The following is a 24,207-nucleotide window of genomic DNA, read 5'->3' on the forward strand; positions in this document are numbered from 1 at the left end:
AGAAGTATCGCATGCGCAGAACCGCACCGGTGGAATCCGCCCCGCCAAGACCCCGAAAACGAAGCGACTGGGGCACCATTGCCCAGCTTTTGCCTTACCTTTGGGAATACAAATGGCGAGTCATGTTCGCGATCGCCTGCCTGGTGCTTGCCAAAGTCGCCAACATGGGCGTGCCTTTGGTACTCAAGGAGATCATTGATGAGTTAACGCCGCTTTTGCAAAGCAACGCCTTGCTGGCTGCTGCCTCCATGCCAATCGTGTTGTTGGTCGCGTATGGCTTGTTGCGCTTATCCACCACCGTGTTTACCGAACTGCGCGAATTCCTGTTTGCCCGGGTAACTCAAAATGCAGTCCGGGCCATTGCCATTCAGGTATTCGATTACCTGCATGCACTTTCACTGCGTTTTCATTTGAACCGGCAAACCGGTGGAGTGACCCGAGACATCGAGCGGGGGTCCCGTGCCATTTCAAGCCTGGTCAGCTACACCCTTTACAGCATTCTCCCCACGCTCATCGAGATTGTGCTGGTGGTGGGCTATTTGTTCATCAATTACGACATCTGGTTCTCGGTCATCACGGCAGTTGCGCTAACCCTGTACATTTTCTTCACCGTGAAAATCACAGAGTGGCGACTGCATTTCCGCCGCACCATGAACGATCTCGACTCCAAAGCGAATGTGCGGGCAGTGGATTCGCTGATCAATTACGAGACCGTGAAGTACTTCGGCAACGAAGCCTTTGAATCGAAGCGTTACAACAAAAGTATGGCGGCCTGGCAAGAGGCGGCCATTCGCTCACAAAAATCCCTCACCCTTCTGAACACTGGTCAAAGCGCGATCATTGCGATTGCTGTCACGCTGGTGTTGTGGCGGGCAACAGCCGGTGTGCTCGATGGCTCCATGACTTTGGGTGATTTGGTACTGGTCAACGCCTTCATGATTCAGTTGTACATTCCGCTGAATTTTTTGGGTGTGATCTACCGTGAAATCAAGCAAAGCCTGGCTGACATTGAACGCATGTTTGGCTTGATGGACGAAAACCTTGAAGTCAAAGACAAGCCCGGTGCCCCTGATTTGAAAGTGAACGGTGGCGCGATTGAATTTCGCAACGTGAACTTTGCCTACGACGAACGCAGAATGGTGTTGAAAAACATGTCGTTCACTGTGCCTGCAGGCCACACCGTGGCGGTGGTGGGGCACAGTGGCGCGGGCAAGTCTACCTTGTCACGCTTGCTGTATCGTTTTTACGAAGTCACCGACGGCGCCATCCTCATCGACGGCCAGGACATTCGCGATGTGGCGCAAATTTCACTGCGCAAGAACATCGGCATTGTTCCCCAAGACACCGTGCTGTTCAACGACACCATTGCCTATAACATTGCTTATGGCAGACCTGATGCCACACAGGCTGAAATTGAGGCTGCCGCCAAGGCTGCTCACATACATGAATTCATTGTGAATCAGCCCGATGGTTACAAAACACAGGTGGGTGAGCGAGGGCTGAAACTCTCCGGCGGGGAAAAACAGCGCGTGGCGATCGCCCGCACCATCCTGAAAAACCCGGCCATCCTGATATTCGATGAGGCCACTTCAGCCCTGGATTCCAAATCAGAACGCGCCATTCAGCAAGAGCTGCAAACGTTGTCGCGCAACCGCACAACGCTCATCATTGCCCACCGCTTAAGCACGGTGGTGCATGCTCACCAAATTCTGGTGATTAGTCAGGGTGAGGTCATTGAAAGTGGCAGCCATGAATCACTACTTGACAAGAATGGTGAATACGCCCGAATGTGGCTGATTCAACAGCACAGTCAACCCAACGCGTCTGCCCATGGAAACCAAATGGCTTGAAGATTTCATTACGCTGGCCCAAACCAAGAACTTCTCAAAAGCGGCCAACTTGCGGTGCGTAACCCAACCCGCTTTCTCGCGGCGTATACAGGCGCTTGAGGGCTGGCTGGGCTGTGAATTGATCGACCGGGGCTCTTACCCCACACGCTTGAGCCCACAAGGCGAGGTGTTCTACGAGCAGGCGCTCACCATGCTGGAGCAAATTCGGCAAGCCCGCACCATTGTTCGCGGTGGCAGCTTGCAAAGCCGGCAGCCCATTCGCCTGGTGGTGCCGCACACCTTGGCCTGTAGCAAAGCGCCACATTGGGTTCGCAGTTTGAAAACCAAGCTGGTCGACCGACTGCCTGACCTGAGTTTTCAATTGACAGCCAGTAATGTGCACGATGCAGTGCTGTACTTCACCGACGGTGCCAGCGATTTTCTGATCTGCTACCACCACAGTCGAGAACCGATTGAACTCGATCCCAGCAAGTTTGAAGTGCGGGTGTTGGGTATTGAACGATTTGCACCTTACAGCGCAGCAAGCGCTGAGGGCAATCCAATTTATTCCCTAGACCCGCTGGCGCCTTTGCCTGTGCCTTACCTGTCGTATTCCAAGCATGCTTACCTGTCGAAGATGACTGATATTGCGATGGAAGCGGGGCCGCTGTTCCTGAAAAAATCGCTGTTTGAAACAGACATGTCTGAAAGCTTGAAATCGATGTGCGAAGCGGGTTTGGGTGTGGCCTGGTTGCCTGAAAGCGCGGTGGTACCCGGTTCTGGTCTTTGCAAAATCCCGGGGCCGTATTACACCGACATGGAAATTCGCCTGTATCGCCGCATTCACCGCCACACCGAGAATTCCGCTGCCCACGAACAGGTGGATTTAATTTGGCATTATTGGCCAGACTGATCCCTCTCTGTGGATAACCCTTATTAGGGTTTCTTTGGATATGCGGGAAATGCATGGTTTAATGCTGATTAAGTATTGGAGTGCAGGCCACTAAAGATTTAGCATGGCCCACATTCAAATTCGTCAGGGGATGACATGGTCAAGCAGCACTCAGAGCATCGCGTGGAAAAAGATCTTCTTGGTGAAAAGAAGATTCCCGCCGAAGCCTACTGGGGTGTACACACCAGTCGAGCCCTCGACAATTACCAAATTACCGGATTTGCGCTGTTCAACGCGCCCGAGCTGATCAACGCACTGGCCGCAGTCAAATGGGCGGCCACCAAGGCCAATGCAGACCTGGATACTATTCCCCTCGACTTGGCCAAAGCCATTACCCAGGCTTGCAAGGAAATTCGTACCGGCAAGCTTCATGACCAGTTTGTGGTAGACGTCATTCAGGGTGGGGCAGGTACTTCCACCAACATGAATGCCAACGAGGTGATCGCCAACCGTGCCATCGAAATTCTGGGTGGTAAAAAAGGCGATTACAAAATGGTGCATCCCATCGAGCATGTCAATGCTTCGCAAAGCACCAACGATGTATACCCCACCGCGGTAAAAATTGGTCTGATCAACGCCATCTCAGGCTTGTTGCTTGCCATGGACGAACTCAAAGAAGCATTTGGCGAAAAGGCTTTCGAGTTCCGGAAAATCCTGAAAATTGGCCGCACCCAGTTGCAAGACGCCGTGCCCATGACTTTGGGCCAAGAGTTTGCAACCTTCTCGGTCATGTTGGGTGAAGACATGGCGCGCCTGCGCGAAGCGACCAGCCTGATTTCTGAAATCAATCTGGGTGCCACTGCCATTGGTACTGGCATCAACACAGATCCGGAGTACGCAGCGCGCGCGCGTCATTATCTGGAAGAAATTACCCAATTGGGCCTCGTAACCGCCGCAGACCTTGTAGAGGCTACCCAGGACACGGGCTCATTTGTTCAACTTTCCGGGGTGCTCAAGCGGGTGGCCGTGAAGTTGTCCAAAATGTGCAACGATTTACGTCTGTTGTCCTCTGGCCCCCAAGCCGGCCTGAACGAAATCAACCTGCCGCCACGCGCTGCGGGTTCGTCCATCATGCCTGGCAAGGTGAACCCGGTGATCCCCGAAGTGGTCAACCAGGTCGCGTTTGAGGTGATCGGAAACGACGTCACCGTGACCATGGCAGCCGAGGCCGGACAACTGCAATTGAATGCATTTGAGCCCATCATTGCATGGAGCCTGTTCAAGAGTATTTATCACTTAACCGCCGCTTGTAAAACGCTGACGAAAAATTGCGTATTGGGGATTACCGCAAATGAGTCACTTTTGCGTCAAAGGGTCGAGGAATCAGCCAGTTTGGCCACCTCACTGAACCCTTACATAGGCTATGATCAAGCATCTGAGATTGCAAAAACTGCACTGAAGACTGGCCGGAAGGTTTCCGAGCTTGTTCTCGAAAAAGGCTTACTGTCAGAGCAGCAGTTGAATGAAATACTCAGACCCGAGGTTCTCACCCGTCCTCGGAGAATAAAACTTTAGTACCGCCTCGAACCTGGTTCGCATGGCGTAGGGTGTGTGCACAGTTTGTGCTTAATTTTTTCATTCAAGGAGCAAAAATGAAAAGGAATCTCCTCGCAGCAGCGTTGGCCGTGGCCAGTGTAGCCGCTGTTCAGCCCGCAGTTGCCCAAGATCTCACGGGTACTTTGAAAAAGATTACCGAAACCAAAACCATCGTGGTTGGTTACCGTGAGTCCTCCGTTCCATTTTCATACCTGGACAACAACCAAAAACCCATCGGTTACCACATGGACATGTGTAACAAGGTTGTTGATGCAGTCAAAGCCAAGTTGAAAATGCCAAGCCTGAATGTGCAATTGCAACCGGTTACTTCTGCAAACCGCATTCCTTTGTTGCAAAACGGCACCATTGACATGGAATGTGGTTCTACCACCAACTCCGTGGCTCGTCAGGAACAGGTTTCTTTCGCAAACAGCACCTTTATCACCAGCGTGAAAATCGTGGTGAAGAAAAACAGTGGCATCAAGTCGCTGGCTGATCTGGATGGACAGCCCATTGCAACAACTTCCGGTACTACTTCGGTTCAGTTGATCAAGCAAAACGAGAAGGGTGCGAATATCAACTTCAAGGAAATTTACGGCAAAGACCATGCTGAAAGCTTCCTGTTGGTGGCCAACGACCGCGCCAAGGCTTTCGTGATGGACGACATTCTGATCGCTGGTTTGGTTGCTCAAAGCAAAAACCCCGATGAGTTCATGTTCCTGCCCGAAATTCTGCGTACAGAACCCTACGGCATCATGCTGCGCAAGGACGATCCCCAGTTCAAGGCTTTGCTCGATGAAACCGTAAACGGCATGATCAAGTCTGGCGAAGCTGAAAAGCTGTACACCAAGTGGTTCATGAACCCGATTCCTCCGAAGAACGTGAACCTGAACTTCCCGATGTCTCCGTTGTTGAAGGAAGCATTCGCGAATCCAAACGACAAAGGCGTTAAATAACCTGCCCTAGTCAGTCACGGGCCGGCTGTGCGTTTTAAACGTGAGCCGGCCTTTTACTTGTATTGGCCGAGAATATTGACTCGGGAGTATCCAAAATGAATAGCGACCTGAATTGGCTGTTGTTTTTTCAGCCGATCGTGGAAGGCGAAACCCTGGTTTGGTGGGAAATGTTATTTTCCGGCTTGCTGTGGACCCTTGCCACATCTGCAGTTGCGGGCGTCATTGCCTTCACTGTGGGTTCTTTGATGGGTGTATTGCGCACAGCCTCCAGCAAACCTCTGGCGTTTCTGGGCAATGCGTATGTGGAATTATTCCGCAACATCCCGTTGATTGTTCAATTTTTTCTCTGGTATTTTGTCGTGCCAGAGTTTATCCCGGCCCTGAAAGAGTGGTCGATTGAGCAAGACCCCACCTTCGTACAATTTCTAGCCTCTGTGGTTTGTCTGGGCTTGTTTACCGCGTCCCGGGTGGCTGAGCAGGTCAAGTCAGGCATCTTGTCGCTGTCTCGTGGGCAACGTGCAGCAGGCTATGCCCTGGGCTTGACCGAGGGTCAAACCTATCGCTTCGTGTTGTTGCCGATGGCTTACCGAATCATTGTGCCGCCCATGACCTCCGAGGCCATGAACCTGATTAAAAACTCATCGGTGGCATTAACCATTGGCCTGACCGAACTCACGTTCAGAACCCGTGAAATGGGTGAGGTTACCTTTGCGTTTTTTGAGGCCTACATTGCCGCCACGGTGCTGTACGTGATTGTGGCCATGTCGGTGAACCGTGTCATGGCTTTGGTCGAGCGCCGAACCGCGGTGCCCGGTTACATCACGGGGGGTAAATAATGAATGACTTTGACTTCAGTGCAATCAGCACTTCATTGCCCTACCTCATGCAAGGTTTGGGCTACACGGTGCAGCTTACCGTAGTGGCGTGTCTGGGCGGTATTTTCTTCGGCACACTTTTGGCATTGGCGCGTTTGTCCAGCATCAAGCCATTGGCAATGATCGCAGCAGGTTACGTGAACCTCATGCGTTCCATTCCCTTGATTTTGGTGATCTTCTGGTTCTACTTTCTGGTGCCGGTGGTTCTGCAGTCCGTGATGGGTTACGAACGTCCGCCGCAAATTGGTCCCGACCGGTCTGCCTACATCACTTTCATCATGTTTGAAGCCGCATTTTTCTGTGAAATCATGCGGGCCGGTATTCAAAGTATTCCCAAAGGGCAGGTGGCTGCCGCGCAGGCGTTGGGTTTGAACTACCGCTTGACCATGGCAAAAATTGTGCTGCCACAGGCTTTCCGCAACATGCTTCCCGTGTTGTTGACCCAAACCATTATTTTGTTCCAGGACACCTCGCTGGTGTATGTGTTGTCTGTTACCGACTTCCTGGGTGCTGCGTCGAAAATTGCGCAGCGCGACAGCGCGTTGGTTGAGATGTACACCTTTGTGGCCCTGGTTTATCTGGCGATCTGTTTCAGCATGTCCATGCTGGTCAAGGCGCTCCAGAAAAAAACTCAAATCATTCGATAACAGGAGAGCACTGTGATTGAAATCAATAAAGTAAGTAAGTGGTACGGTAGTTTCAAGGTGCTCACCAATTGCACAACCTCTGTTAAAAAAGGGGAAGTGGTGGTGGTGTGCGGTCCTTCGGGTTCTGGCAAATCAACCCTGATCAAAACAGTCAACATGCTGGAGCCTTTTCAAGAAGGCACGATCACGGTAGATGGCATCTCGGTGGGTGCCAAAGGCACCGATCTGCCCAAGTTGCGTTCACGCGTGGGCATGGTGTTCCAGAACTTTGAATTGTTCCCGCACCTGACTATCACCGAAAACCTGACCTTGGCGCAAATCAAAGTACTGGGTCGTTCGAAGGAAGAGGCTGTTGCCAAGGGTTTGGGTTTGTTGGATCGCGTGGGTTTGAAAGCCCAGGCCGAGAAATTTCCCGGGCAGTTGTCGGGTGGTCAGCAACAGCGTGTTGCGATTGCACGCGCATTGTCGATGGACCCAATTTGCATGTTGTTTGATGAACCTACCTCAGCGCTCGATCCTGAAATGGTGAACGAGGTGCTGGATGTGATGGTGGAATTGGCCCAAGAAGGCATGACTATGATGTGCGTAACCCATGAAATGGGTTTTGCACGCAAGGTTGCTGACCGGGTTATTTTCATGGACCAAGGCAATATTGTTGAAGACTGCACCAAAGAAGACTTTTTTGGCACACCACGCTCCGAGCGTGCGCAGTTGTTTCTCTCGAAAATTCTGGGTCACTGATCCGGAGTTCTGTGCTGCCAGGGCTTGGGCTCTGGCGGCAGCACCTTGATTCAACGCTGCGCCTGGATGCGGGCGCGTGCTGAAGAATTCCCACCTAGCCAAGCTTGCCCAACCGCCTCGCCCAAGGTGATGTGCGCGGCTGTGGCCGTTTCTTCTCCCATCTGCAATGGATGCCGCAAGCGCAATGGCGCCTTGCGGAGCCGCTTCGCGTCTAATCCATTTCAGATGAGGAAACGGCGGGCGAGACGTGAATGTTGGGCACACTCAGCTGGGTAGGAATTCTTCTAGCGCAAGCGACATGCAAGCTTGTGCTGCATCGGCGATGTATCAGCGATAATCCCGCGTCGCAACGCTGTGCGGGCATGTCATCTCAGTGAAAGCACCTGACCCTGCGCAAACGGGGCTTGCGCAGGGTCAGGTGCTTGACTAGTATCACGCACGCCGCACGCCAATCAGCGCTCACGTTTTTGCTGCATCAACTCTCGTGTCTTGGCGTATTTCAAGAAGCTGTTGAAGCACCCAATTGCAATGTGAACCAGCCCGGGCCAACCATCCAGAAAGCCCTTTCGCATCAGGTAGAACTTGATGAACCGCACTACCGGCGACAGCATCAGTTTTCCAAGCCCTGGCCATTTTCCGCGCACAGCCAAGCTGTGTGCCTGAATACTGGTGTATCGGTTTTGCTTGGTCATGTAGCTTTCAAGGCTTTCTGCAGATTCATGCAGCAAGTCGCCTTCAAGCTTTTCAAAGCGGGCACCTGAGGAGCTGCTTTCTACTTTTTCATGGACTGCGTCATTGCTCCAGTTGGCCATCTTTCGGTTGAACAAGCGGCGTGAATAGTCCGGGTAGCCTTCACCATGGCGAAGGTAACGACCCAAAAAAAAGTTGCAGCGGGGCATTTCAAACCCGGCAACATCGCTGGGTAAAAGGCCCTGTTCGTCTTGTTGAATGACCGCTCGAATAGTGCGTTCCAGCTCGGGCGTTACTCGTTCGTCTGCATCCAGGCAAAGTACCCAGTCGTAGGTGGCTTGGGCCACTGCAAACTGTTTTTGTGGTCCGAAGCCAAGCCAGTTTTGCTGCACAACACGTGCACCGAATTTTTCCGCAACTTCAACGGTGTTGTCACTGCTGTTGGAGTCCACCACGACCAGGTCAGCGCAAAATTGCAGCCTTTCCAAGGCTGCAGCGAGTTGTTTGCCGGCATTCAAGGTGATCAGCACGGCGGACAAGGCAATGCGGTTGTTGGCTGCTGTGTTCAAATTTATCGTTCCTTGGCTGAGCGGATTCGGAATGGTTACTCGCTTGCCGCTTACAATGATGCGGTTGCGATCACCCTAAGCGCTAGATGAAGCGTATCTTAATTGTTAAGACCACTTCCATGGGCGATGTCATTCATGCCTTGCCGGTTTTGAATGATGTTCATGCCCACGATCCTTCCATTCAGATCGACTGGATGGTGGAGGAGCCATTTGCTGACCTCGTGCGTGGCAGTAGCCATATTCACGAGGTAGTCCCGGTTAATTTACGCAAGTGGCGCAAGCAGGGACTTCGTTACACCTGGCAGCAATGGAAACTGTTGAGAAACAGATTGGCTGACAGGCAATACGATGCCATTGTTGATTTGCAGGGTCTGATCAAAAGTGCAGTGCTGGCGCGCACGGCCAAGGGTACCCTGATGGGCCCTGGTTTTTCTTATGCCAAAGAAAGCCTGGCTTGTCTCTTTTATTCCAAGCGGGCTGGCTGGGATCCGCAGGCCCATGCGGTCGAGCGTTTGCGAGAATTGGCAGCGGGGCTGTTGGGCTATCGTTTGCTTGGGAAGCCCGTTTTCTATGACGTTGTCCCTCAAAAGGTACTTCCTGCCATTCCCCGCGGCGCGGAAATCTGGTTTTTACATGCCACGGCCCGTGATGAAAAAAAATGGCCAGTCGTCAAATGGCGAGAATTGGCACATCGATTCTCCGACCTCGGATATGCAGTCAAACTGCCTTGGGGCAGCGATGCTGAACAACAGCAGGCAGAAAAAATTGCATCTGGTATTGCCCGGGTTGAAGTGCTGCCCCGCATGGCTTTGGGCGAATTGCGTCTCCGCCTGGAAAAGGCTGGTCTTGTGATTGGCGTGGACACCGGTATAACGCATTTGGCGGCCGCGCATTATTTACCCATGGTCGCTTTGTTTTTTGCCACGCCGGCCTGGCGATTCGCCCCGCGCTTTAACCCTCATGCCATTAGTTTGGGTGATGTGGGTCGAGAGCCTGCTGTGGGCGAGGTGTTCGAGGCGGCAACGCGTTTGCTACGGGGAAATAAACTTTGAGTGTATCGGCTCGCATCTTTTTGTGGCTTTACAGCCTGATTCTTTTTTTGTTTCAGCCAGTTTTAGCCTTGTATTTGCTCAAACGCGGTATTCGGCAGCCTGAATATCGTCAGGGGTGGGGTCAGCGTTTTTTGGCGAGCCTGCCTGAATTCAGATCTGTGCCCGGGGGGCAAAAGCGAATCTGGGTGCATGCTGTGTCAGTGGGCGAGGCCCATGCCATTTCCCCTTTGGTGCAGCATTGGGCCAAGGTTTATCCTCAACATGAATGGGCAGTTTCTTGTACCACGCCAACCGGTTTGGCCACATGCCGCCAGCTTTATTCGACATTGAATCAGGTTCAATTTTTTTATCTACCTTACGATCTGCCTTATCTGGTTGCGCGCACACTCAAACAAGTGCGCGCGCATTCCCTGTGGGTGGTTGAAACAGAGCTGTGGCCCAATTTGCTGTTGGGGGCAGCCAAGGCCAAAGTACACACTGCCTTGCTCAATGCCCGGGTTTCGCCCACCACTGGCAGGCGATTGGCGCAACTAAGACTGTTGAGCCAGCCCGTGTTGCAAAGTGTTGGTACCTTGATTGCGCAAACACAGACCGATGCGGCTGTGTTCGAGAAACTTGGTCGACCTGTAGATGCGGTGTGTGGCAACCTGAAATTTGATGTGGCGCTGAAGCCTGAGTTGGCCACCACGGGGCGCGCCTGGAGAGAGGCTACCCAGGCTGAGCAGGTGGTGTTGTTTGCCAGCAGTCGGGAAGGGGAAGAGGCGTTGTTACTCGATGCCTTGAACCGCTGTCAGTTTTTCAAACGCATGCCCAAAGCCAGTGTGTGGATTGTGCCGCGTCACCCTCAGCGTTTTGATGAGGTGTTTGAATTGATGGCGGAGGCAGCCACACGGATGGGCGTTGCTCGTCCCGTACGTCGAAGTGCCTCTTTCAATGCAGGCAGCAATATTGCCCTGGCAGGTTTTGGACAAGCCCGTTTGGTGTTGGGCGACTCCATGGGTGAAATGCCGGCCTATTACAGCGTGGCCGATCTGGCTTTGCTGGGTGGTTCCTGGTTGCCTTTTGGTGGGCAAAACCTGATTGAGGCCTGCGCCTATGGTTGCCCGGTATGGATGGGGCCCAATACTTTTAATTTTGCCAAGGCCGCAGAGGATGCGCTGGCCGCGAGAGCGGCTCGCCGATTCGAACATTTGCTGGCGGCATGTGAATTTTACTTGAGTGGTTTTCAAGGCTTCGATGAGGCCAAGAAAGCAGCCTTTGCGTATGCTCGAGGGCATCGTGGGGCTACCCAGCGTAGCTTCGATGTGCTGAACCTGCCAACACAATTGCCTGCGGCTGATAGGCTCAGTGAACCAAAAGCTGATTGATTTGCTGCACGCTTTCAGCATTCAACTGCCCCGCCACCGCTTGAAGCTCAAGCATATTGATCAGGCTGGTGTACTTGGCCTTTGACAGGTCGCGTTGCGTGGCATTGAACTGTTGCTGGGCATTCAATACGTCGACGTTGATCCGAATCCCTACTTCGTAGGCAGTTTTGTTGGATTGCAGTGCCAGTTCACTTGAGGCCAGCGCAGTTTCAAGGGCTTTGACCTGTGCAAGGCTGGTTTGAACTCCCAAAAATGCCGACTTCGCAGCCTGCGTGGCGTTTCTGCTTGCGAGTTCTACATTGTTTGTCGCTTTTTCCAGCAGTGCTGCTTGTTGGCGCACCTGGCTTTGAGTACCGCCACCGCTGAAAATCGGTATGTTCATTACCAAGCCAATCGTGGTGCTATCCACACCCAGGTCGAAGGGGCGTCCACTATTGCCATCAAAAATCTGCTGCTCGGTTTCAACCATTTGGGCGGTCAGGTCAAGAGTCGGCAGGTGACCATACCTGGCCTTGTTACTCTCGCCTTTGGCAATCAGTTTTGCCAGCCTCGCTTGCTGAGCTCTCAGGTTATTGTTTCGTGCTTGCTCGGCCCACGCTTCCGCGGTGTTTGGCGTGGGCGCACTCAGTTGCGTGGTCGGTGTCAGTGTGGCCAGTTTATCCACTGGAATACCCACAATGGTTTCAAGTTGTAGTTTGCGCTGAGCCAGCTGGTTCTGGGCGGCCAGTTCTTGAGCCACAGTCAGATCGAATCGGGCTTGTGCCTCTTGTTGGTCGGTAACAGTGGCACTGCCCACCTCAAAATTGGCTTTAGCCAAAGCAAGTTGCTCTGTAATGGCGACCTTTTGATCACGAATGCTGGCCAGGTCGTCTTGCGCAGTCAGTAAATCGAAATAGGCGCGGGTCAACCTTAAAACAAGGTCCTGTTCGGCCTGCTGAAAACTGAGCTTGGCCACTTCTCCGCTCAACTGGCTTTGTTTGTAAGTTTCCCAAGCCTGGGGGCGAAACAGTGCCTGGTTCAGTACCAGGCTGTAGGTGCCGGGGTTGCGGCTGGCGTCAATCGACATGCCAAACGCATCATAGGTGTTGTCCTGTTTTTCAATACGTGCTCCAAGATTGATGTTGGGCAGCAAAGCTGAAAATGCCTGGTTTTCAGTTTCAAGGTCGGCTTGCAATTGTGAAGCCGCCGCTCGAAAGGCAGGATCATTCTGTTTGGCCAGGCTGTGCAGCGCAAGCAGGTTTTGGGGAGTTTGGTTTTGTGGCGTATGGGTTTGCGCCCATGCCGAGTGGCTGGCGATTGCACAAATCAGCAACACCAGCAAAGCGCTGAGCAGCAAGTATTTGAAGCCCGATGTGTGTCGTATCAGAACGGGTTGATCGGGCTGGGTCATGAGTCCCGTGTCCTTAGAATACGAATTCGCTGGCTTTGGGTGCGTTGGTCAACACCTTGGTCATGGTTTCAAACAAAGGCGTTGTAATCAGTTGGCCATCGCGAGATTTCCGAGCCAGCACCAACTGCATGGCTGGAGCCTGACCGATCACTGCCATCAGGCGCCCCAGCGGATTGACTGCTTCAAGCAAGCCGGCAGGCATGATAGGAGTCGCGCCCGACAGCACGATCGCGTCAAACTGGCCAAGCGTTGGAGCCAGCTGAAATCCACAGCCCTCAAGCACCTTCACGCGTGTAATTCCATTTTTCTTCAAGTTGCTGCGAGCCAGTTCAGCAACAGCCGGGTTCAATTCGATGGTGGTGACATGGGCGCACTGTTGCGCCATCAGCGCGGCCATATAGCCTGTACCTGTGCCAATCTCCAAAACTTTTTCATGTGTGCCCAGTTCCAGCTCTTGAAGAATGCGGGCTTCCATTTTTGGGCTGAACATGGCTTCACCAGTGTCGGCGCCATTGACGCGAATGGGGAGGTCACAATCGGTAAAGGCCAGTTTCTCCAGCCCGGAACACACAAAATTCTCGCGTTTGATAATTTCAAGCAAATCAAGCACCTTCTGGTTCAACACGTTCCAGGGGCGGATTTGTTGTTCAATCATGTTGAAACGGGCTTTCTCGAAGTCCATGGCGGGTTCTCGCGTGGGGAAAATGGATAACTCGCTATTTTAGCAAATTTTATGCAACACGCGATGTCTGCGGGCAGGTCAAACCATTCAGCACCATTTGAATATGCGCTTCAATGTAGCGCATCGGGTTGGTTTCCACGCCGCAACAACCGTCCATGGTTCGCTTCCACAGCCCGAGTGTTACCAACGGCGCGCACAGCACTTGTGCGGCGTACTCCGTGTCGATGTCGGTGAATTCTCCGCGGGAAATGCCACGTTTCAGCACAGATTCCAGGTAGTCCCACCAAGGGCGAACGACCTCGTCATAGAAAAAGCGCGCCAATTCGGGAAAGGCATTGGCCTCAGAAAGCACAATTTTTGTGATGCTGCTCAGCTTGGTTGATCCGTATTTCAGCCACCACAGGTGAATGGCTTCGCGAATCAGGGTGGCCGAGCTTTTCTCGGGTTCCAGCAGGCTTTTTGCTTCTTCCACAATGGGTGAAACATGTTCCTTCACCACGGCTTTCAGCAATTCTTCCTTGTTGGAGTAATAAAGGTAGACCGTACCTTTGCTCACGCCTGCGCTTTTGGCCACGTCTTCAAGGCGGGCTCCAGCGAATCCTTTTTCGCTGAAAATGGTCAGTGCGGCATCGAGTAGTTCTTGTGGGCGCTCTTGTTTTCTACGCGTCCAACGGGGTTGAGCATTCGCCAGACATTGCTTCATAGGTGTACTTCTTTTTTTATGATGGTTGATTGCACTATAGTGGTTCATTCTTCACCGAGTCAACGTGATCGGCCCAAATCGGTGCTTGTTGGGTTGTAGAATATGACGGTTTGGTAAATCTTGGAATTTCGGAGAATTCAGCATGTCAATGGCCGATCGCGATGGCTTTATCTGGTTTGACGGCAAACTTGTGCCGTGGCGTGAAGCTCAAATTCACGTGCTTACCCACAGTTTGCATTATGGTTTGTCAGTGTTTGAAGGCGAACGTGCCTATAAAACTGACAAAGGGCCTGCCATTTTCAGGTTGAAAGAGCACACCGACCGCCTGTTCAATTCGGCCCACATTTATCGCATGAACATGCCATACACCCGTGAGCAGATCATGGACGCCTGTTGCGAAGTAGTGCGCGCCAACAACCTCGATTCCTGTTATATCCGCCCAATTGCCTTCTACGGCTCTGAGAAAATGGGTGTATCACCCAAGGGTGCAGCAACCCATGTGGCAATTGCGGCCTGGCCTTGGGGCGCCTATCTGGGTGAAGAAGGTTTGCAGAAAGGCATTCGGGTAAAAACATCGTCCTACGCACGCCATCATGTGAACGTGACCATGGCACGTGCCAAGTTCGCTGCCACTTACGCCAACTCAATTCTGGCCAATACCGAGGCAGTGCAAGACGGATACGACGAAGCGCTGCTGCTGGATGTGGATGGTTTTGTGGCCGAAGGCGCAGGCGAAAACGTATTCGTGATTAAAGATGGCTGTATTTTTGAGCCTGAAATCGCCTCGGCCCTGGTCGGCATTACCCGCTCAACCATTATTTCTCTGGCCCGTGAAATGGGACTGGAAGTAAAAAGCAAGCGCCTGACTCGCGACGATATTTACATTGCTGATGAGTGTTTCTTCACAGGTACTGCCGCGGAGGTAACGCCTGTACGCGAACTGGACAACCGAACCATCGGTGCCGGCACACGTGGCCCAATCACTGAAGAATTGCAAAAGCGATATTTCGATGTGGTGTATGGTCGAAATGAAAAATACGAACACTGGCTGACCCGGGTGTAAAACATCATGATCAGTGACAAAAAAGCAAAACACGAAACTGTGCAACTTGACGGCGACCAGCTGCCCGCGTTTTGTCCCAACCCGGCCATGCCGGTTTGGAACACACACCCCAAGGTGTACCTGGATGTGACCAAAACAGGCAAGGCGACCTGCCCTTATTGCGGCACGGTGTATACCTTGAAGCCTGGTGCAAAAGTACACGCACATTGAAGGTTTTAATTGTTGCTCCCAATTGGATTGGCGATGCGGTCATGAGCCTGTCGCTGATCCAAGCCTTGCATCAAGACAACACCCTGCGGTTTGCTGACGGCCGCCCCTGTGAAATTCATGTGCTCGCTCCGCCGGTGACAGCACCTGTATACCAGTTCAGCCACGCTGTTCGTGCTGTGCAGGTTGAACCCTTTTCCCATGGCAAATTACAGTGGCGCTTGCGCAAACAAGTGGGCGCCTCCCTTGCCGGGCGCGGCTTCGACATGGTGGTGGTTTTACCCAATTCCCTGAAATCAGCACTGGTGCCCTGGTTTGCTGGCATACCAAAACGGGTTGGCTACAGCGGAGAACTACGCACGGCGGTGCTGACGCATGCTCTGTCCAAGCCTTCCAAAAAAGCCAAGCCACCCATGATCGAGTGGTACGGACAACTTGGGGCTTATTCCGCTGATGTACTTGAGTTTCCGGTGTTGAATGTTGAGGCGGGCATGCGCACTGAGGCATGTGCCGAGTTTGATCTCCAACCCGGTTTTTTGGCCATTGCGCCAGGTGCTGAGTTCGGTCCAGCCAAGCGCTGGCCAGCCGGGCATTTTGCTGAAGTGGCCACCGAGTTTTTGCTGCGCAACCCCGCCCAGAGGGCTGTGCTGTTTGGTGGCCCCAAGGATTCTGGTTTTTGTGGGGAAATTCTCGGTCTGCTGCCTCTGGATTTGCAAACCCGCGCCTGTAGCCTGGCGGGTAAAACAAGTTTGGCGCAGGCTGTCGCGTTGATGTCGGCGGCAAGCCAGTTGCTGACCAACGATTCCGGCTTGATGCATGTGGCCGCTGCCCTGAATGTCCAGGTGCATGCCGTGTTCGGCTCCAGTAGCCCGCACCACACGCCGCCCTTGAGCAGCAAGGCCAAGGTGTATTACCTCAATCTGGAGTGTAGCCCCTGTTTTCAGCGGGAGTGCCCACTGGGCCACACCGATTGCCTGAAAAAGCTCCACCCGAAAATGGTGTCCGAACAGCTGGTGCCTGCTTCTCAGGGAGTATGATCTTACAAGCCCATTTTCAACGCACCCTGGCCTTACCATGCGTGATTACATCCTGACAATTTCTTGCCCCGACACCACGGGCATTGTTTACAACGTCAGCAAATTTTTGTTTGACCAACAGTGCAACATTCTTGACTCTGCCCAATTTGGTGACGAGTCCACCAATCTCTTTTTCCTGAGAGTGCATTTCTCATTGCCGCTTGAAAGCCAGTTGACCGAAGTGGAATTGCAGGCCAATTTCGCAAAGGTCGCAGCGCCTTTCGCCATGAAATACCAGTTTTTTGATGCCCGTGTGAAGCCTCGCGTGTTGCTGATGGTATCCAAGTTCGGGCATTGCTTGAACGATCTGCTGTTTCGCTGGAAAAGTGGCCAGCTTCCTTGTGAAATTCCTGCCATTGTTTCCAATCATCAGGATTTTGCGTTGCTGGCAGCCTCGTATGGTGTGCCGTTCTACCACTTGCCCGTGAAAGCGGAGGCCAAGGAGCTTCAGGAAACACAAATTCGCCAAATTATTGAGCGCGAAAAAATTGACTTGGTGGTGCTGGCCCGTTACATGCAAATTTTGTCGCCTGAATTGTGCCGCGACATGTTGGGACGTGTGATTAATATTCATCACAGCTTTTTGCCCAGCTTCAAGGGCGCCAAGCCCTACCAACAGGCCTTTGATCGGGGTGTCAAGTTGATTGGGGCAACAGCGCACTATGTGACCTCCGATCTGGATGAGGGGCCGATTATTGAACAAGACGTGGCGCGCGTTGACCATTCATTAACCCCAGAGGAATTGACCGCCCGAGGGCGCGACACCGAATGCATGGTGTTGGCCCGTGCGGTGAAATGGCATTGTGAGCACCGCGTGGTTTTGAACGGATCAAAAACAGTGGTGTTTCAGTGAGCCCCGTTAAAAACATCATTCAAAACACATTAATACCCATTGGAGTGCGTTGAATGTCCCGAGCCAAAGTTATTCATTCTTCACCGCAAGACATCGAGCAAGCTTTTTACGAGGCACTCGAAGCGGCCGATCTGGAAGCCCTGATGGACCTTTGGGCTGATGATGAGCATGTGGTGTGCATTCACCCTGGCGGCCCACGTGTGGAGGGTTATCACGATGTGCGTGACTCGTGGAAAGAAATTCTTTCTGCGGGCGCTCTGCAAATTCGTGTGGTGCCTGTGCACCGAGTAGAAGGCGTGATGGTGTCGGTGCACAACATTGTTGAGCAAGTGATGATGAGTAGCTCAAGAGGTGAACCCCATGTGGTGCAAGTGAATGCGACCAATGTGTATCACAAGGGACCGAATGGCTGGAAAATCGTGATGCATCACGCAAGCCCAGCCATGGATTCCGAAGAAATGGTCGAGGACGACCTGTCCGACTTCGACCCGCAGCCTACGCTGCATTAACCGGGCTTAGGCAGTATGGTGTATCGTCCGCCCTGGTGGCTTCCCGATGGCCACTCTCAAACCATCATGGCCGCTCGTTGGGCCAACAAACCCAGCGTGCACTATCACCGTGTGCGCTGGAACACGCCAGACGGCGATTTCATCGACCTTGATTTCACAGAATCTCCTGAACACGCGGCAAAACATCACACACTCTGGGTGCTTTTTCATGGATTAGAGGGTTGCTCGCGCAGTCACTACAGCCTTGCCGTGATGAATCAGGCTCGCTTGGCAGGGGCCTTGGGGGTGGTTGTGCATTTTCGGGGTTGTTCGGGCGAAAACAATTGGATGCCGCGCGCCTATCATTCTGGCGATTCTGCCGAAATGGACTGGATTTTGCGCCGCCTGCGCACTACCCTTCCTGGCGTAAGAAGCATGCATGTCACCGGTGTTTCATTGGGCGGCAATGTGTTGTTGAAGTGGTTGGGTGAGCAGCAGGAACAGGCTGGTGAAATAATCAGTTCCGCAGTGTCTGTGAGTGCGCCAGTTGATTTGCTGGCGGGTGCTGTGTCGCTCGCCAAAGGATTCAACCTTGTGTACACGCGCATGTTTTTAGGTACTTTGATTCCAAAGTCAATTGACAAGGTCAAGCGCTTCCCCGAATTGGGCAAGGCTGAAGACATCGCCAATTGCAAAGACTTCTTCGACTTCGACAATCGTGTCACAGCACCCTGGCACGGGTTTCGGGATGCAGAACATTATTACGCCGTGTCCTCGGCCAAGCCTTTGTTGAAACACATTGCAGTGCCCACGTTGATGATTCACGCAAAAAATGATCCCTTTATGAGCGGTCAACATTTGCCGACACCGAATGAAGTTTCTTCGAAAGTAAAGTGCCTGTTTACCGAGCATGGCGGCCATGTGGGCTTTGCCAATGGTCGCAGCTTGCGCTTGGGGCTGGACTGGTTGCCCAAGCAGTGCGATGCTTTCTTTGCGCAGCACTCGGCGAAGCACACAGGAGCAAGTGGTGGATGATCTTGTTGAAAAAGCACTGGCACGTTGGCCCAATGTGCCGGCCATCGCCGGTTGGCTCAAGCTGAGCCTGCAGGGCGACTGGTTGCTCACCGGGCCGGTGCCGGAAGGATTGACAATCAGCCATCCGCGGATTTTGAATTTCATGGCGCGCAATTACGGCTGTGAGGCCGATGGCCGCTACTATTTTCAGAATGGCCCTCAAAAGGCTTATGTGCACCTGGCCTACACACCTTGGGTGTATCGAATTCACCCGCTGGAGCACGGCGCTTTAATGTTGAGCACTCACACCGGCCTTGTGTGTTGGCCGTTGGGCATGTATCAGGATGAACAGGGTAGGGTGCTGATTGAGGGAGAGCACGGCATTGGTCTGTTGCACAGCAATGACATGGACCTGCTTGCTGAGGGTCTGCACGAGAGCAATAGCGAGCTGGTTCACAATGCCAGTTGGGCGGTGCCCGAAGTAGACCCCGATACCCTGATTGCGGCCCGCACCAAACTGCGTCGCGATAAAAACACGTCCACGGGGCAACGCACTTGCACGTTGAAATTGGTGCCCATCGAATCAAGCACGGTGGCGCAACGTTTTCAATTCAACCCGAATCCCGAAGTTAACCAGCAGGATCCAAATTCGTGAAACCGAACCAGAATCAACGCGGTGCGTCAGTCACCGCATTGCTTGCCTTTGTGTTGTTTGTGGCGTTGTTGTATGTGCTCTACAACCAGTCGAGCATCGAAAACCTGTTCACCAGTCGCCCCGAAAATGTCACACCACGCGTGGTGGAGGCACGGGGTGATCTCGCCGCTGGCGAAAAAAGCGTGGTTGAGCTGTTCGAGGTGTCCAAGGCCTCCGTGGCGTACATTTTTACGGAAAGCGTGCAGGGTCAACTGTTTTTCAGGCGTGTGGCTGAAGGTACAGGCTCAGGCTTCATTTGGGACGATGCCGGTCACATTGTGACCAATGCCCATGTGGTGGAGGGTGCCAGTCGCATTCGCGTTCAGCTTGATGATTCGGAACCACTGCCGGCTCGTTTGGTGGGTATTGCGCCCTCGTACGATCTCGCAGTGATCCGTTTGGTGAACAAGCCCGCCAACTTGCGGCCTATCCCTGTGGGAACGTCTGGCGACTTGCTGGTGGGGCAATCGGTATTTGCAATTGGTAACCCCTTCGGTTTGTCCAAAACGCTCACAGCGGGCATTGTCAGCGCCCTTGGGCGTACCCTGCCTGTAAGCAACGGGCGCGAAATACCCGATGTCATTCAAACCGATGCGGCCATCAACCCAGGCAACTCGGGGGGGCCTTTGCTGGATTCCGCTGGGCGCCTGATCGGTGTCAACACCGCCATTCTTTCTCAAAGCGGTACTTCGGCAGGTGTTGGTTTTGCAATTCCTGTTGATTTGGTCAATGAAATTGTGCCGCAATTGATTGAGCGTGGCACTTTACCCCGCCCCGGTATCGGAATTGCGGTGGCCGATGAGTCGCTGGCCCGCCGCCTGGGTATTCGTGGCATTGCAGTCATGGGTGTTGAGCCGGGTTCGCCTGCAGCCCAGGCTGGCTTGAAACCCTTTGATTTGCAGGCTGGTGTGGTGGGCGACATCATTATCGCCGTAGACCGCAAGCCAGTGGCCAATGTGTTGCAGCTGTCCAAAGCACTGGAGACAATCGGCGTGGGCGGCACTGCCAAGCTGCTGGTGATGCGGGGCGATGACACGCGAGAAGTGGCTGTCAGCATCGTGGATCTGGAAGCACGTTAATGGTTGAACCAACAGACGAGCACTCGGATCTGGATCGACGTTTTGGCGGAATAAGTCGCCTGTACGGTGATGGCACACATGCGTTTCTCAACCAGCGCGTTCATGCCCTGGTGGTGGGTGTGGGGGGCGTGGGTTCGTGGGCAGTTGAGGCTTTGGCGCGCAGCGGGGTGGGGCGCATTACGCTGGTCGACATGGACCACGTTGCTGAAAGCAACATCAATCGGCAAATTCAGGCCTGTGATGCCACCTTGGGGCGAGAAAAAATCAAGGCTTTGGCTGATCACATTCATGGCTATTTTCCGCAGTGCCAGGTTACCTTGGTGGATGCATTTCTGGAACCAGACAATGCACAGGCGCTATTGACTGAATTTGCTGCTGCGGCTGGCGAATACAAAGTGGTGCTGGACTGTTGCGACAATGTGCGTGCGAAGGTGGCCATGGTGACCTGGACCAAGCGTTTGAACCTTTCCGTGGTGTTGTCTGGCAGCGCTGGCGGAAAAACCAAACCTTGGCTGGTGCAACCGGCCGATTTGCGAGATACCATCAACGATCCCCTACTGGCCAAGGTGAGGTACACACTGCGCCGCGAGCATGGATACGCCAAAGACCCCAAGAAAAAACTGGGTGTGGCGGTTTTTTATTCAGCAGAGCAAGTCAAGCGCAGTGACACCTGCGAACCAGCGGCTGGCCTGAATTGCGCGGGTTACGGCTCGGTGGTCACAGTGACTGCCACCATGGGTATGCAAATGGCCGCATGGGCCATCGCGAACTGCATGGATAAACGCCAGATAACTAACGCTTAAACAGGTCGCCGAACAGGTCTTCGGCTTTTTCAACCTTGGGCGCCACCACGTAGGCGCAGTAGGGTTGCATGGGGTTGTTCTCGAAATATTCCTGGTGGTATTTCTCAGCCGGAAAATAATTCAGCAACGGCGAAATCTCGGTCACCACTTTGTCTCGGAAAATTTTCCGTTTCTCCAAGTCTTCGACGAACGCCACGGCTGTGTCGCGTTGCTCGGGCGTGTGAAAGAAAATAACCGAGCGGTATTGGGTTCCCACATCATTGCCTTGACGGTTCAAGGTGGTGGGGTCGTGGATGGCAAAAAAGACCGCCAGAATTTTGCGGAACGAAACGATTTCGGGGTCGTAGTGCAGCCGAATTACCTCGGCATGCCCGGTTCTCCCGCCGCACACCCTGTCGTAATTGGGGTTGGGGTCGCTGCCCCCGCTGTAGCCCGATTCACACAACTCAATTCCCTTGAGTTGCCGGAAAACGGCTTCCGTACACCAGAAACAACCCCCGCCCAAGGTTGCCTGTTCTATCTTGCTCGACATAGATCAAAGCCTGTTTTTATTGTTCCCACAATCGCTAAGTGAATCTTTAAGTGGAACCCAAGTCAAGCCTTTTGGTCTGAATTTTAAGTGTCAAGCGTTGTATACTCGGCGCGAACCCATCACAACTTTAAGGAGATGACTGTGATTTCATCCGCGTTTGCGCAATCCGCAGCCGCTGGCCCGGAAAGTGGCCTTTTAAGCTTCTTGCCCCTCATTTTGATGTTTGGCGTACTTTATTTCTTGGCCATTCGTCCTCAAATGAAGCGTCAGAAAGAACACAAAGCCATGGTTGAAGCCCTGCAGAAAGGCGATGAAGTCATTGCCTCGGGTGGTTTGCTGGGCAAAATCAGCAAGATCAACGAGTCGTATATCACGCTGGAAGTGGCTGAAATGGGTGACAAGCCCGTTGAAGTTGTGCTGCAACGCGCTGCTGTACAAAGCCTGCTGCCCCGCGGCACCCTGAAAGAAACACGTTAATTTGCTGTCATGAATCGATACCCTGCCTGGAAGTACCTGATGATCGCCATTGTTTTGGTGCTGGGTGTGTTGTACACCCTGCCCAATTTTTATGGCGAAGCGCCTGCTGTGCAGGTTTCAAGTGGCAAGTCCACATTGAAATTGTCACCTGATCTGGCTGGTCAATTGTCCAGCCAGCTTGAGGCGCAGGGTATCAAGCCCGACGGGGTGTTTTTCGAAGAAACACTGGGCGGTGGAACGCTTAAACTCAGGTTCAACTCGTCTGAAGAGCAGCTTAAGGCCAGGGACTTTCTTCAAAGCAAGCTCAACCCAGACCCGGCAGACCCCGACTACATTGTGGCCCTGAACTTGTTGTCTCGTTCACCCGACTGGTTGACCAACATCAATGCCCTACCGATGTACCTGGGCCTCGATTTGCGAGGTGGTGTGCATTTCCTGTTGCAAGTGGACATGGACGCCGCGCTCGAAAAACGCAAAGACGCATTGCTGGCCAGTGCCAAGCAAACCCTGCGTGAAGAAGATTTGCGGTATGCCAGTGCGCCGCGCACGCCTGCTGGCTTTAACCTGACTTTCCGCGATGCAGAAGCTCGCAACAAGGCACAAGCTGCTTTGGCCAAGGAATACCCGGACTTGCAGTTGGCCACGCCTGAGAACAGCTCGGAATTTGCGCTTGTGGCAACGCTGGCACCAGAAATTGAACAGCAGGCGCGCGAATATGCATTGCGGCAAAACATCACCACGCTGCACAACCGAATTAATGAACTGGGTGTGGCCGAGCCTGTGATTCAACGCCAGGGGGCAGACCGCATCGTGGTTCAGCTACCTGGTGTGCAAGACACGGCCAAGGCCAAAGACATTCTGGGCCGCACAGCTACGCTGGAAGTTCGGATGGTGGACGATAGCCCTGAAGCGCAATCTGCGTTGGCCAGCGGCATTGTGCCTTTTGGTCTGGAGCGATACACCGAACGCGGTGGCCGGGATTTGTTGCTGAAGTCGGAAGTGATTTTGACTGGTGATAACCTGACCGACGCACAAGCCGGCTTTGACAACCAAACTCAAGAGCCCGCGGTGCATTTGACGCTGGACAGCCAGGGTTCCCGTATTTTCCGGAATATCACTGCTGAAAATATCGGCAAGCGCATGGCGATTGTGCTGATCGAGAAAGGCAAGGGCGAGGTCGTAACTGCCCCTGTCATTCGCGGTGAAATTGGCGGTGGGCGCGTTCAAATTTCAGGCAGCATGAATACGGTTGAATCTGCTGACCTCGCTTTGTTGCTGCGTGCGGGTTCGCTGGCTGCGCCCATGGATATTATTGAAGAGCGCACCATTGGCCCAAGCCTGGGTGCCGACAATATTGACAAGGGTATTAACTCTACCTTGTACGGTTTTGTTGCTTTGGGCATCTTCATGATGCTGTATTACCTGTTGTTTGGTGTGTTTTCTGTGTTTGCCCTGGCAGTAAACGTGTTGCTGTTGTTTGCTTTGTTGTCGGTGTTGCAAGCCACCCTCACCTTGCCCGGTTTGGCTGCTGTTGCGCTTACCTTGGGTATGGCAATTGATGCCAACGTGCTGATCAACGAACGTATTCGAGAAGAACTCCGGGACGGTGCACAGCCACAACAAGCCATTGCTGCTGGTTACGAGCGTGCATGGGCCACTATTCTTGATTCCAACATCACCACCTTGATCGCTGGTTTGGCTTTGCTGATTTTCGGCTCAGGCCCAGTGCGTGGTTTTGCCGTGGTGCACTGCCTGGGAATTTTGACTTCAATTTTCAGTGCGGTTGTGGTGTCTCGTGGCGTGGTCAACCTGTGGTACGGCCGTAAAAAGAAATTGGACTCTGTCAGCATTGGGCAAATCTGGCGCCCCACTGACAGCACTGCTGTCGCAAAAAAAGCGTGACTCACACCAACCGAACCAAGTGAATTAAAA

25 protein-coding genes are annotated in these 24,207 nt (G+C 53.1%); 20 read left to right on the forward strand and 5 right to left on the reverse strand.

From position 1 onward, the window contains the following. Window positions 1–11 precede the first annotated feature (11 nt). The 7 genes from B4N58_RS01315 (at window position 12) to B4N58_RS01345 (ending at window position 7,536) form a co-directional block, all read left to right on the forward strand. A complete protein-coding gene (locus tag B4N58_RS01315; RefSeq protein ID WP_083797127.1) occupies window positions 12–1,850 on the forward strand; it encodes an ABCB family ABC transporter ATP-binding protein/permease in 1,839 nt (612 codons plus the stop codon). Continuing rightward, window positions 1,831–2,742, forward strand: a complete 912-nt coding sequence (locus B4N58_RS01320; protein ID WP_008249580.1) for a LysR family transcriptional regulator — start codon at window positions 1,831–1,833, stop codon at window positions 2,740–2,742. The genes B4N58_RS01315 and B4N58_RS01320 overlap by 20 nt, the downstream gene beginning before the upstream one ends. Window positions 2,743–2,877: 135 nt before the next feature. Continuing rightward, a complete protein-coding gene (aspA, locus tag B4N58_RS01325) occupies window positions 2,878–4,296 on the forward strand; it encodes an aspartate ammonia-lyase (protein WP_008249587.1) in 1,419 nt (472 codons plus the stop codon). Between the two features lie 77 nt (window positions 4,297–4,373). Next, window positions 4,374–5,273 carry a transporter substrate-binding domain-containing protein gene (locus tag B4N58_RS01330; RefSeq protein ID WP_008249588.1) on the forward strand — a complete coding sequence of 300 codons (900 nt, stop codon included), beginning with the start codon at window positions 4,374–4,376 and terminating at the stop codon, window positions 5,271–5,273. A gap of 95 nt (window positions 5,274–5,368) precedes the next feature. Further along, on the forward strand, window positions 5,369–6,109 hold the full coding sequence (locus B4N58_RS01335) for an amino acid ABC transporter permease (protein ID WP_008249589.1): 741 nt from the start codon (window positions 5,369–5,371) through the stop codon (window positions 6,107–6,109). After that, a complete protein-coding gene (locus B4N58_RS01340) occupies window positions 6,109–6,795 on the forward strand; it encodes an amino acid ABC transporter permease (protein WP_008249590.1) in 687 nt (228 codons plus the stop codon). Before B4N58_RS01335 ends, B4N58_RS01340 begins: the two co-directional genes overlap by 1 nt. A 12-nt stretch (window positions 6,796–6,807) precedes the next feature. Continuing rightward, window positions 6,808–7,536, forward strand: a complete 729-nt coding sequence (locus B4N58_RS01345) for an amino acid ABC transporter ATP-binding protein (protein WP_008249591.1) — start codon at window positions 6,808–6,810, stop codon at window positions 7,534–7,536. A 452-nt stretch (window positions 7,537–7,988) separates the two neighbouring features. Here B4N58_RS01345 and B4N58_RS01350 read toward each other — a convergent pair whose 3' ends face one another. Further along, window positions 7,989–8,795, reverse strand: coding sequence for a glycosyltransferase family 2 protein (locus B4N58_RS01350; RefSeq protein WP_291745125.1), 807 nt, complete (start codon window positions 8,793–8,795; stop codon window positions 7,989–7,991). An 86-nt stretch (window positions 8,796–8,881) separates the two neighbouring features. Between B4N58_RS01350 and waaC the strand changes: the two genes are divergently transcribed. Together waaC and B4N58_RS01360 are read left to right on the forward strand one after the other, a co-directional pair. After that, a complete protein-coding gene (gene waaC / locus B4N58_RS01355; protein WP_291745127.1) occupies window positions 8,882–9,847 on the forward strand; it encodes a lipopolysaccharide heptosyltransferase I in 966 nt (321 codons plus the stop codon). Further along, entirely contained in the window at window positions 9,844–11,214 is a 1,371-nt protein-coding gene (locus tag B4N58_RS01360; RefSeq protein WP_291745129.1) for a 3-deoxy-D-manno-octulosonic acid transferase, read from the forward strand. The genes waaC and B4N58_RS01360 overlap by 4 nt, the downstream gene beginning before the upstream one ends. On the opposite strand, the gene B4N58_RS01365 is transcribed toward B4N58_RS01360, so the two are convergent. The 3 genes from B4N58_RS01365 to B4N58_RS01375 are packed head-to-tail and all read right to left on the reverse strand — an operon-like array spanning window position 11,192 to window position 13,989. Then, window positions 11,192–12,604, reverse strand: a complete 1,413-nt coding sequence (locus B4N58_RS01365; protein ID WP_291745131.1) for a TolC family outer membrane protein — start codon at window positions 12,602–12,604, stop codon at window positions 11,192–11,194. The two genes, B4N58_RS01360 and B4N58_RS01365, sit on opposite strands and share 23 nt — an antisense overlap. A gap of 13 nt (window positions 12,605–12,617) precedes the next feature. Then, entirely contained in the window at window positions 12,618–13,286 is a 669-nt protein-coding gene (locus B4N58_RS01370) for a protein-L-isoaspartate O-methyltransferase family protein (RefSeq protein WP_008249598.1), read from the reverse strand. A 49-nt stretch (window positions 13,287–13,335) separates the two neighbouring features. After that, complete coding sequence (locus B4N58_RS01375; RefSeq protein WP_008249599.1) at window positions 13,336–13,989, reverse strand: TetR/AcrR family transcriptional regulator; 654 nt, start codon at window positions 13,987–13,989, stop codon at window positions 13,336–13,338. Between the two features lie 142 nt (window positions 13,990–14,131). Between B4N58_RS01375 and B4N58_RS01380 the strand changes: the two genes are divergently transcribed. From B4N58_RS01380 to B4N58_RS01420, 9 genes are read left to right on the forward strand one after another with little or no spacing between them, the layout of a single operon-like run. Beyond that, a complete protein-coding gene (locus tag B4N58_RS01380) occupies window positions 14,132–15,052 on the forward strand; it encodes a branched-chain amino acid transaminase (protein ID WP_008249600.1) in 921 nt (306 codons plus the stop codon). Between the two features lie 6 nt (window positions 15,053–15,058). After that, window positions 15,059–15,262, forward strand: a complete 204-nt coding sequence (locus B4N58_RS01385) for a zinc-finger domain-containing protein (RefSeq protein ID WP_008249601.1) — start codon at window positions 15,059–15,061, stop codon at window positions 15,260–15,262. Beyond that, a complete protein-coding gene (gene waaF / locus B4N58_RS01390; protein WP_291745136.1) occupies window positions 15,259–16,296 on the forward strand; it encodes a lipopolysaccharide heptosyltransferase II in 1,038 nt (345 codons plus the stop codon). Before B4N58_RS01385 ends, waaF begins: the two co-directional genes overlap by 4 nt. Window positions 16,297–16,333: 37 nt before the next feature. Beyond that, the gene (gene purU, locus B4N58_RS01395) at window positions 16,334–17,188 is read left to right on the forward strand and encodes a formyltetrahydrofolate deformylase (protein WP_008249604.1); all 855 of its coding nucleotides are present in this window, start codon (window positions 16,334–16,336) and stop codon (window positions 17,186–17,188) included. 53 nt (window positions 17,189–17,241) lie between these two features. After that, a complete protein-coding gene (locus B4N58_RS01400; RefSeq protein ID WP_008249605.1) occupies window positions 17,242–17,697 on the forward strand; it encodes a YybH family protein in 456 nt (151 codons plus the stop codon). Window positions 17,698–17,712: 15 nt separating this feature from the next. Further along, window positions 17,713–18,711: a YheT family hydrolase gene (locus tag B4N58_RS01405; RefSeq protein WP_291745140.1), complete on the forward strand. Its 999-nt coding sequence runs from the start codon at window positions 17,713–17,715 to the stop codon at window positions 18,709–18,711. Then, window positions 18,704–19,345, forward strand: coding sequence for a DUF2946 family protein (locus tag B4N58_RS01410; protein WP_291745148.1), 642 nt, complete (start codon window positions 18,704–18,706; stop codon window positions 19,343–19,345). The genes B4N58_RS01405 and B4N58_RS01410 overlap by 8 nt, the downstream gene beginning before the upstream one ends. Continuing rightward, a complete protein-coding gene (locus tag B4N58_RS01415; RefSeq protein WP_291745150.1) occupies window positions 19,342–20,463 on the forward strand; it encodes a S1C family serine protease in 1,122 nt (373 codons plus the stop codon). Before B4N58_RS01410 ends, B4N58_RS01415 begins: the two co-directional genes overlap by 4 nt. Further along, entirely contained in the window at window positions 20,463–21,266 is an 804-nt protein-coding gene (locus B4N58_RS01420; protein WP_291745152.1) for a tRNA threonylcarbamoyladenosine dehydratase, read from the forward strand. Before B4N58_RS01415 ends, B4N58_RS01420 begins: the two co-directional genes overlap by 1 nt. Here B4N58_RS01420 and msrA read toward each other — a convergent pair. Further along, complete coding sequence (gene msrA, locus B4N58_RS01425) at window positions 21,256–21,798, reverse strand: peptide-methionine (S)-S-oxide reductase MsrA (RefSeq protein WP_291745154.1); 543 nt, start codon at window positions 21,796–21,798, stop codon at window positions 21,256–21,258. The genes B4N58_RS01420 and msrA overlap by 11 nt on opposite strands. A gap of 135 nt (window positions 21,799–21,933) precedes the next feature. Here msrA and yajC point away from each other — a divergent pair, with 135 nt between their 5' ends. Both yajC and secD read left to right on the forward strand, forming a co-directional pair. Then, window positions 21,934–22,275 (forward strand): preprotein translocase subunit YajC, encoded by a 342-nt coding sequence (gene yajC, locus B4N58_RS01430; RefSeq protein WP_008249612.1) that lies wholly within the window; start codon window positions 21,934–21,936, stop codon window positions 22,273–22,275. A 9-nt stretch (window positions 22,276–22,284) separates the two neighbouring features. After that, window positions 22,285–24,177 carry a protein translocase subunit SecD gene (secD, locus tag B4N58_RS01435; RefSeq protein WP_291745157.1) on the forward strand — a complete coding sequence of 631 codons (1,893 nt, stop codon included), beginning with the start codon at window positions 22,285–22,287 and terminating at the stop codon, window positions 24,175–24,177. Window positions 24,178–24,207: the final 30 nt, after the last annotated feature.

It is taken from the genome of Limnobacter sp. UBA3528 (assembly GCF_002377005.1).
In the GTDB taxonomy this organism is placed as follows: domain Bacteria; phylum Pseudomonadota; class Gammaproteobacteria; order Burkholderiales; family Burkholderiaceae_B; genus Limnobacter.

What these genes read in the sequence shown, in the direction of transcription:
- B4N58_RS01380 (WP_008249600.1), top strand. Translation starts at nt 14,132, where the DNA reads ATGTCAATGGCCGATCGCGATGGCTTTATCTGGTTTGACGGCAAACTT.
- B4N58_RS01365 (WP_291745131.1), bottom strand. Translation starts at nt 12,604, where the DNA reads ATGACCCAGCCCGATCAACCCGTTCTGATACGACACACATCGGGCTTC.
- yajC (WP_008249612.1), top strand. Translation starts at nt 21,934, where the DNA reads ATGACTGTGATTTCATCCGCGTTTGCGCAATCCGCAGCCGCTGGCCCG.
- purU (WP_008249604.1), top strand. Translation starts at nt 16,334, where the DNA reads ATGCGTGATTACATCCTGACAATTTCTTGCCCCGACACCACGGGCATT.
- msrA (WP_291745154.1), bottom strand. Translation starts at nt 21,798, where the DNA reads ATGTCGAGCAAGATAGAACAGGCAACCTTGGGCGGGGGTTGTTTCTGG.
- waaC (WP_291745127.1), top strand. Translation starts at nt 8,882, where the DNA reads ATGAAGCGTATCTTAATTGTTAAGACCACTTCCATGGGCGATGTCATT.
- B4N58_RS01340 (WP_008249590.1), top strand. Translation starts at nt 6,109, where the DNA reads ATGAATGACTTTGACTTCAGTGCAATCAGCACTTCATTGCCCTACCTC.
- B4N58_RS01420 (WP_291745152.1), top strand. Translation starts at nt 20,463, where the DNA reads ATGGTTGAACCAACAGACGAGCACTCGGATCTGGATCGACGTTTTGGC.
- B4N58_RS01320 (WP_008249580.1), top strand. Translation starts at nt 1,831, where the DNA reads ATGGAAACCAAATGGCTTGAAGATTTCATTACGCTGGCCCAAACCAAG.
- B4N58_RS01315 (WP_083797127.1), top strand. Translation starts at nt 12, where the DNA reads ATGCGCAGAACCGCACCGGTGGAATCCGCCCCGCCAAGACCCCGAAAA.
- B4N58_RS01375 (WP_008249599.1), bottom strand. Translation starts at nt 13,989, where the DNA reads ATGAAGCAATGTCTGGCGAATGCTCAACCCCGTTGGACGCGTAGAAAA.
- B4N58_RS01330 (WP_008249588.1), top strand. Translation starts at nt 4,374, where the DNA reads ATGAAAAGGAATCTCCTCGCAGCAGCGTTGGCCGTGGCCAGTGTAGCC.
- B4N58_RS01335 (WP_008249589.1), top strand. Translation starts at nt 5,369, where the DNA reads ATGAATAGCGACCTGAATTGGCTGTTGTTTTTTCAGCCGATCGTGGAA.
- aspA (WP_008249587.1), top strand. Translation starts at nt 2,878, where the DNA reads ATGGTCAAGCAGCACTCAGAGCATCGCGTGGAAAAAGATCTTCTTGGT.
- B4N58_RS01385 (WP_008249601.1), top strand. Translation starts at nt 15,059, where the DNA reads ATGATCAGTGACAAAAAAGCAAAACACGAAACTGTGCAACTTGACGGC.
- secD (WP_291745157.1), top strand. Translation starts at nt 22,285, where the DNA reads ATGAATCGATACCCTGCCTGGAAGTACCTGATGATCGCCATTGTTTTG.
- B4N58_RS01400 (WP_008249605.1), top strand. Translation starts at nt 17,242, where the DNA reads ATGTCCCGAGCCAAAGTTATTCATTCTTCACCGCAAGACATCGAGCAA.
- B4N58_RS01405 (WP_291745140.1), top strand. Translation starts at nt 17,713, where the DNA reads ATGGTGTATCGTCCGCCCTGGTGGCTTCCCGATGGCCACTCTCAAACC.
- B4N58_RS01370 (WP_008249598.1), bottom strand. Translation starts at nt 13,286, where the DNA reads ATGGACTTCGAGAAAGCCCGTTTCAACATGATTGAACAACAAATCCGC.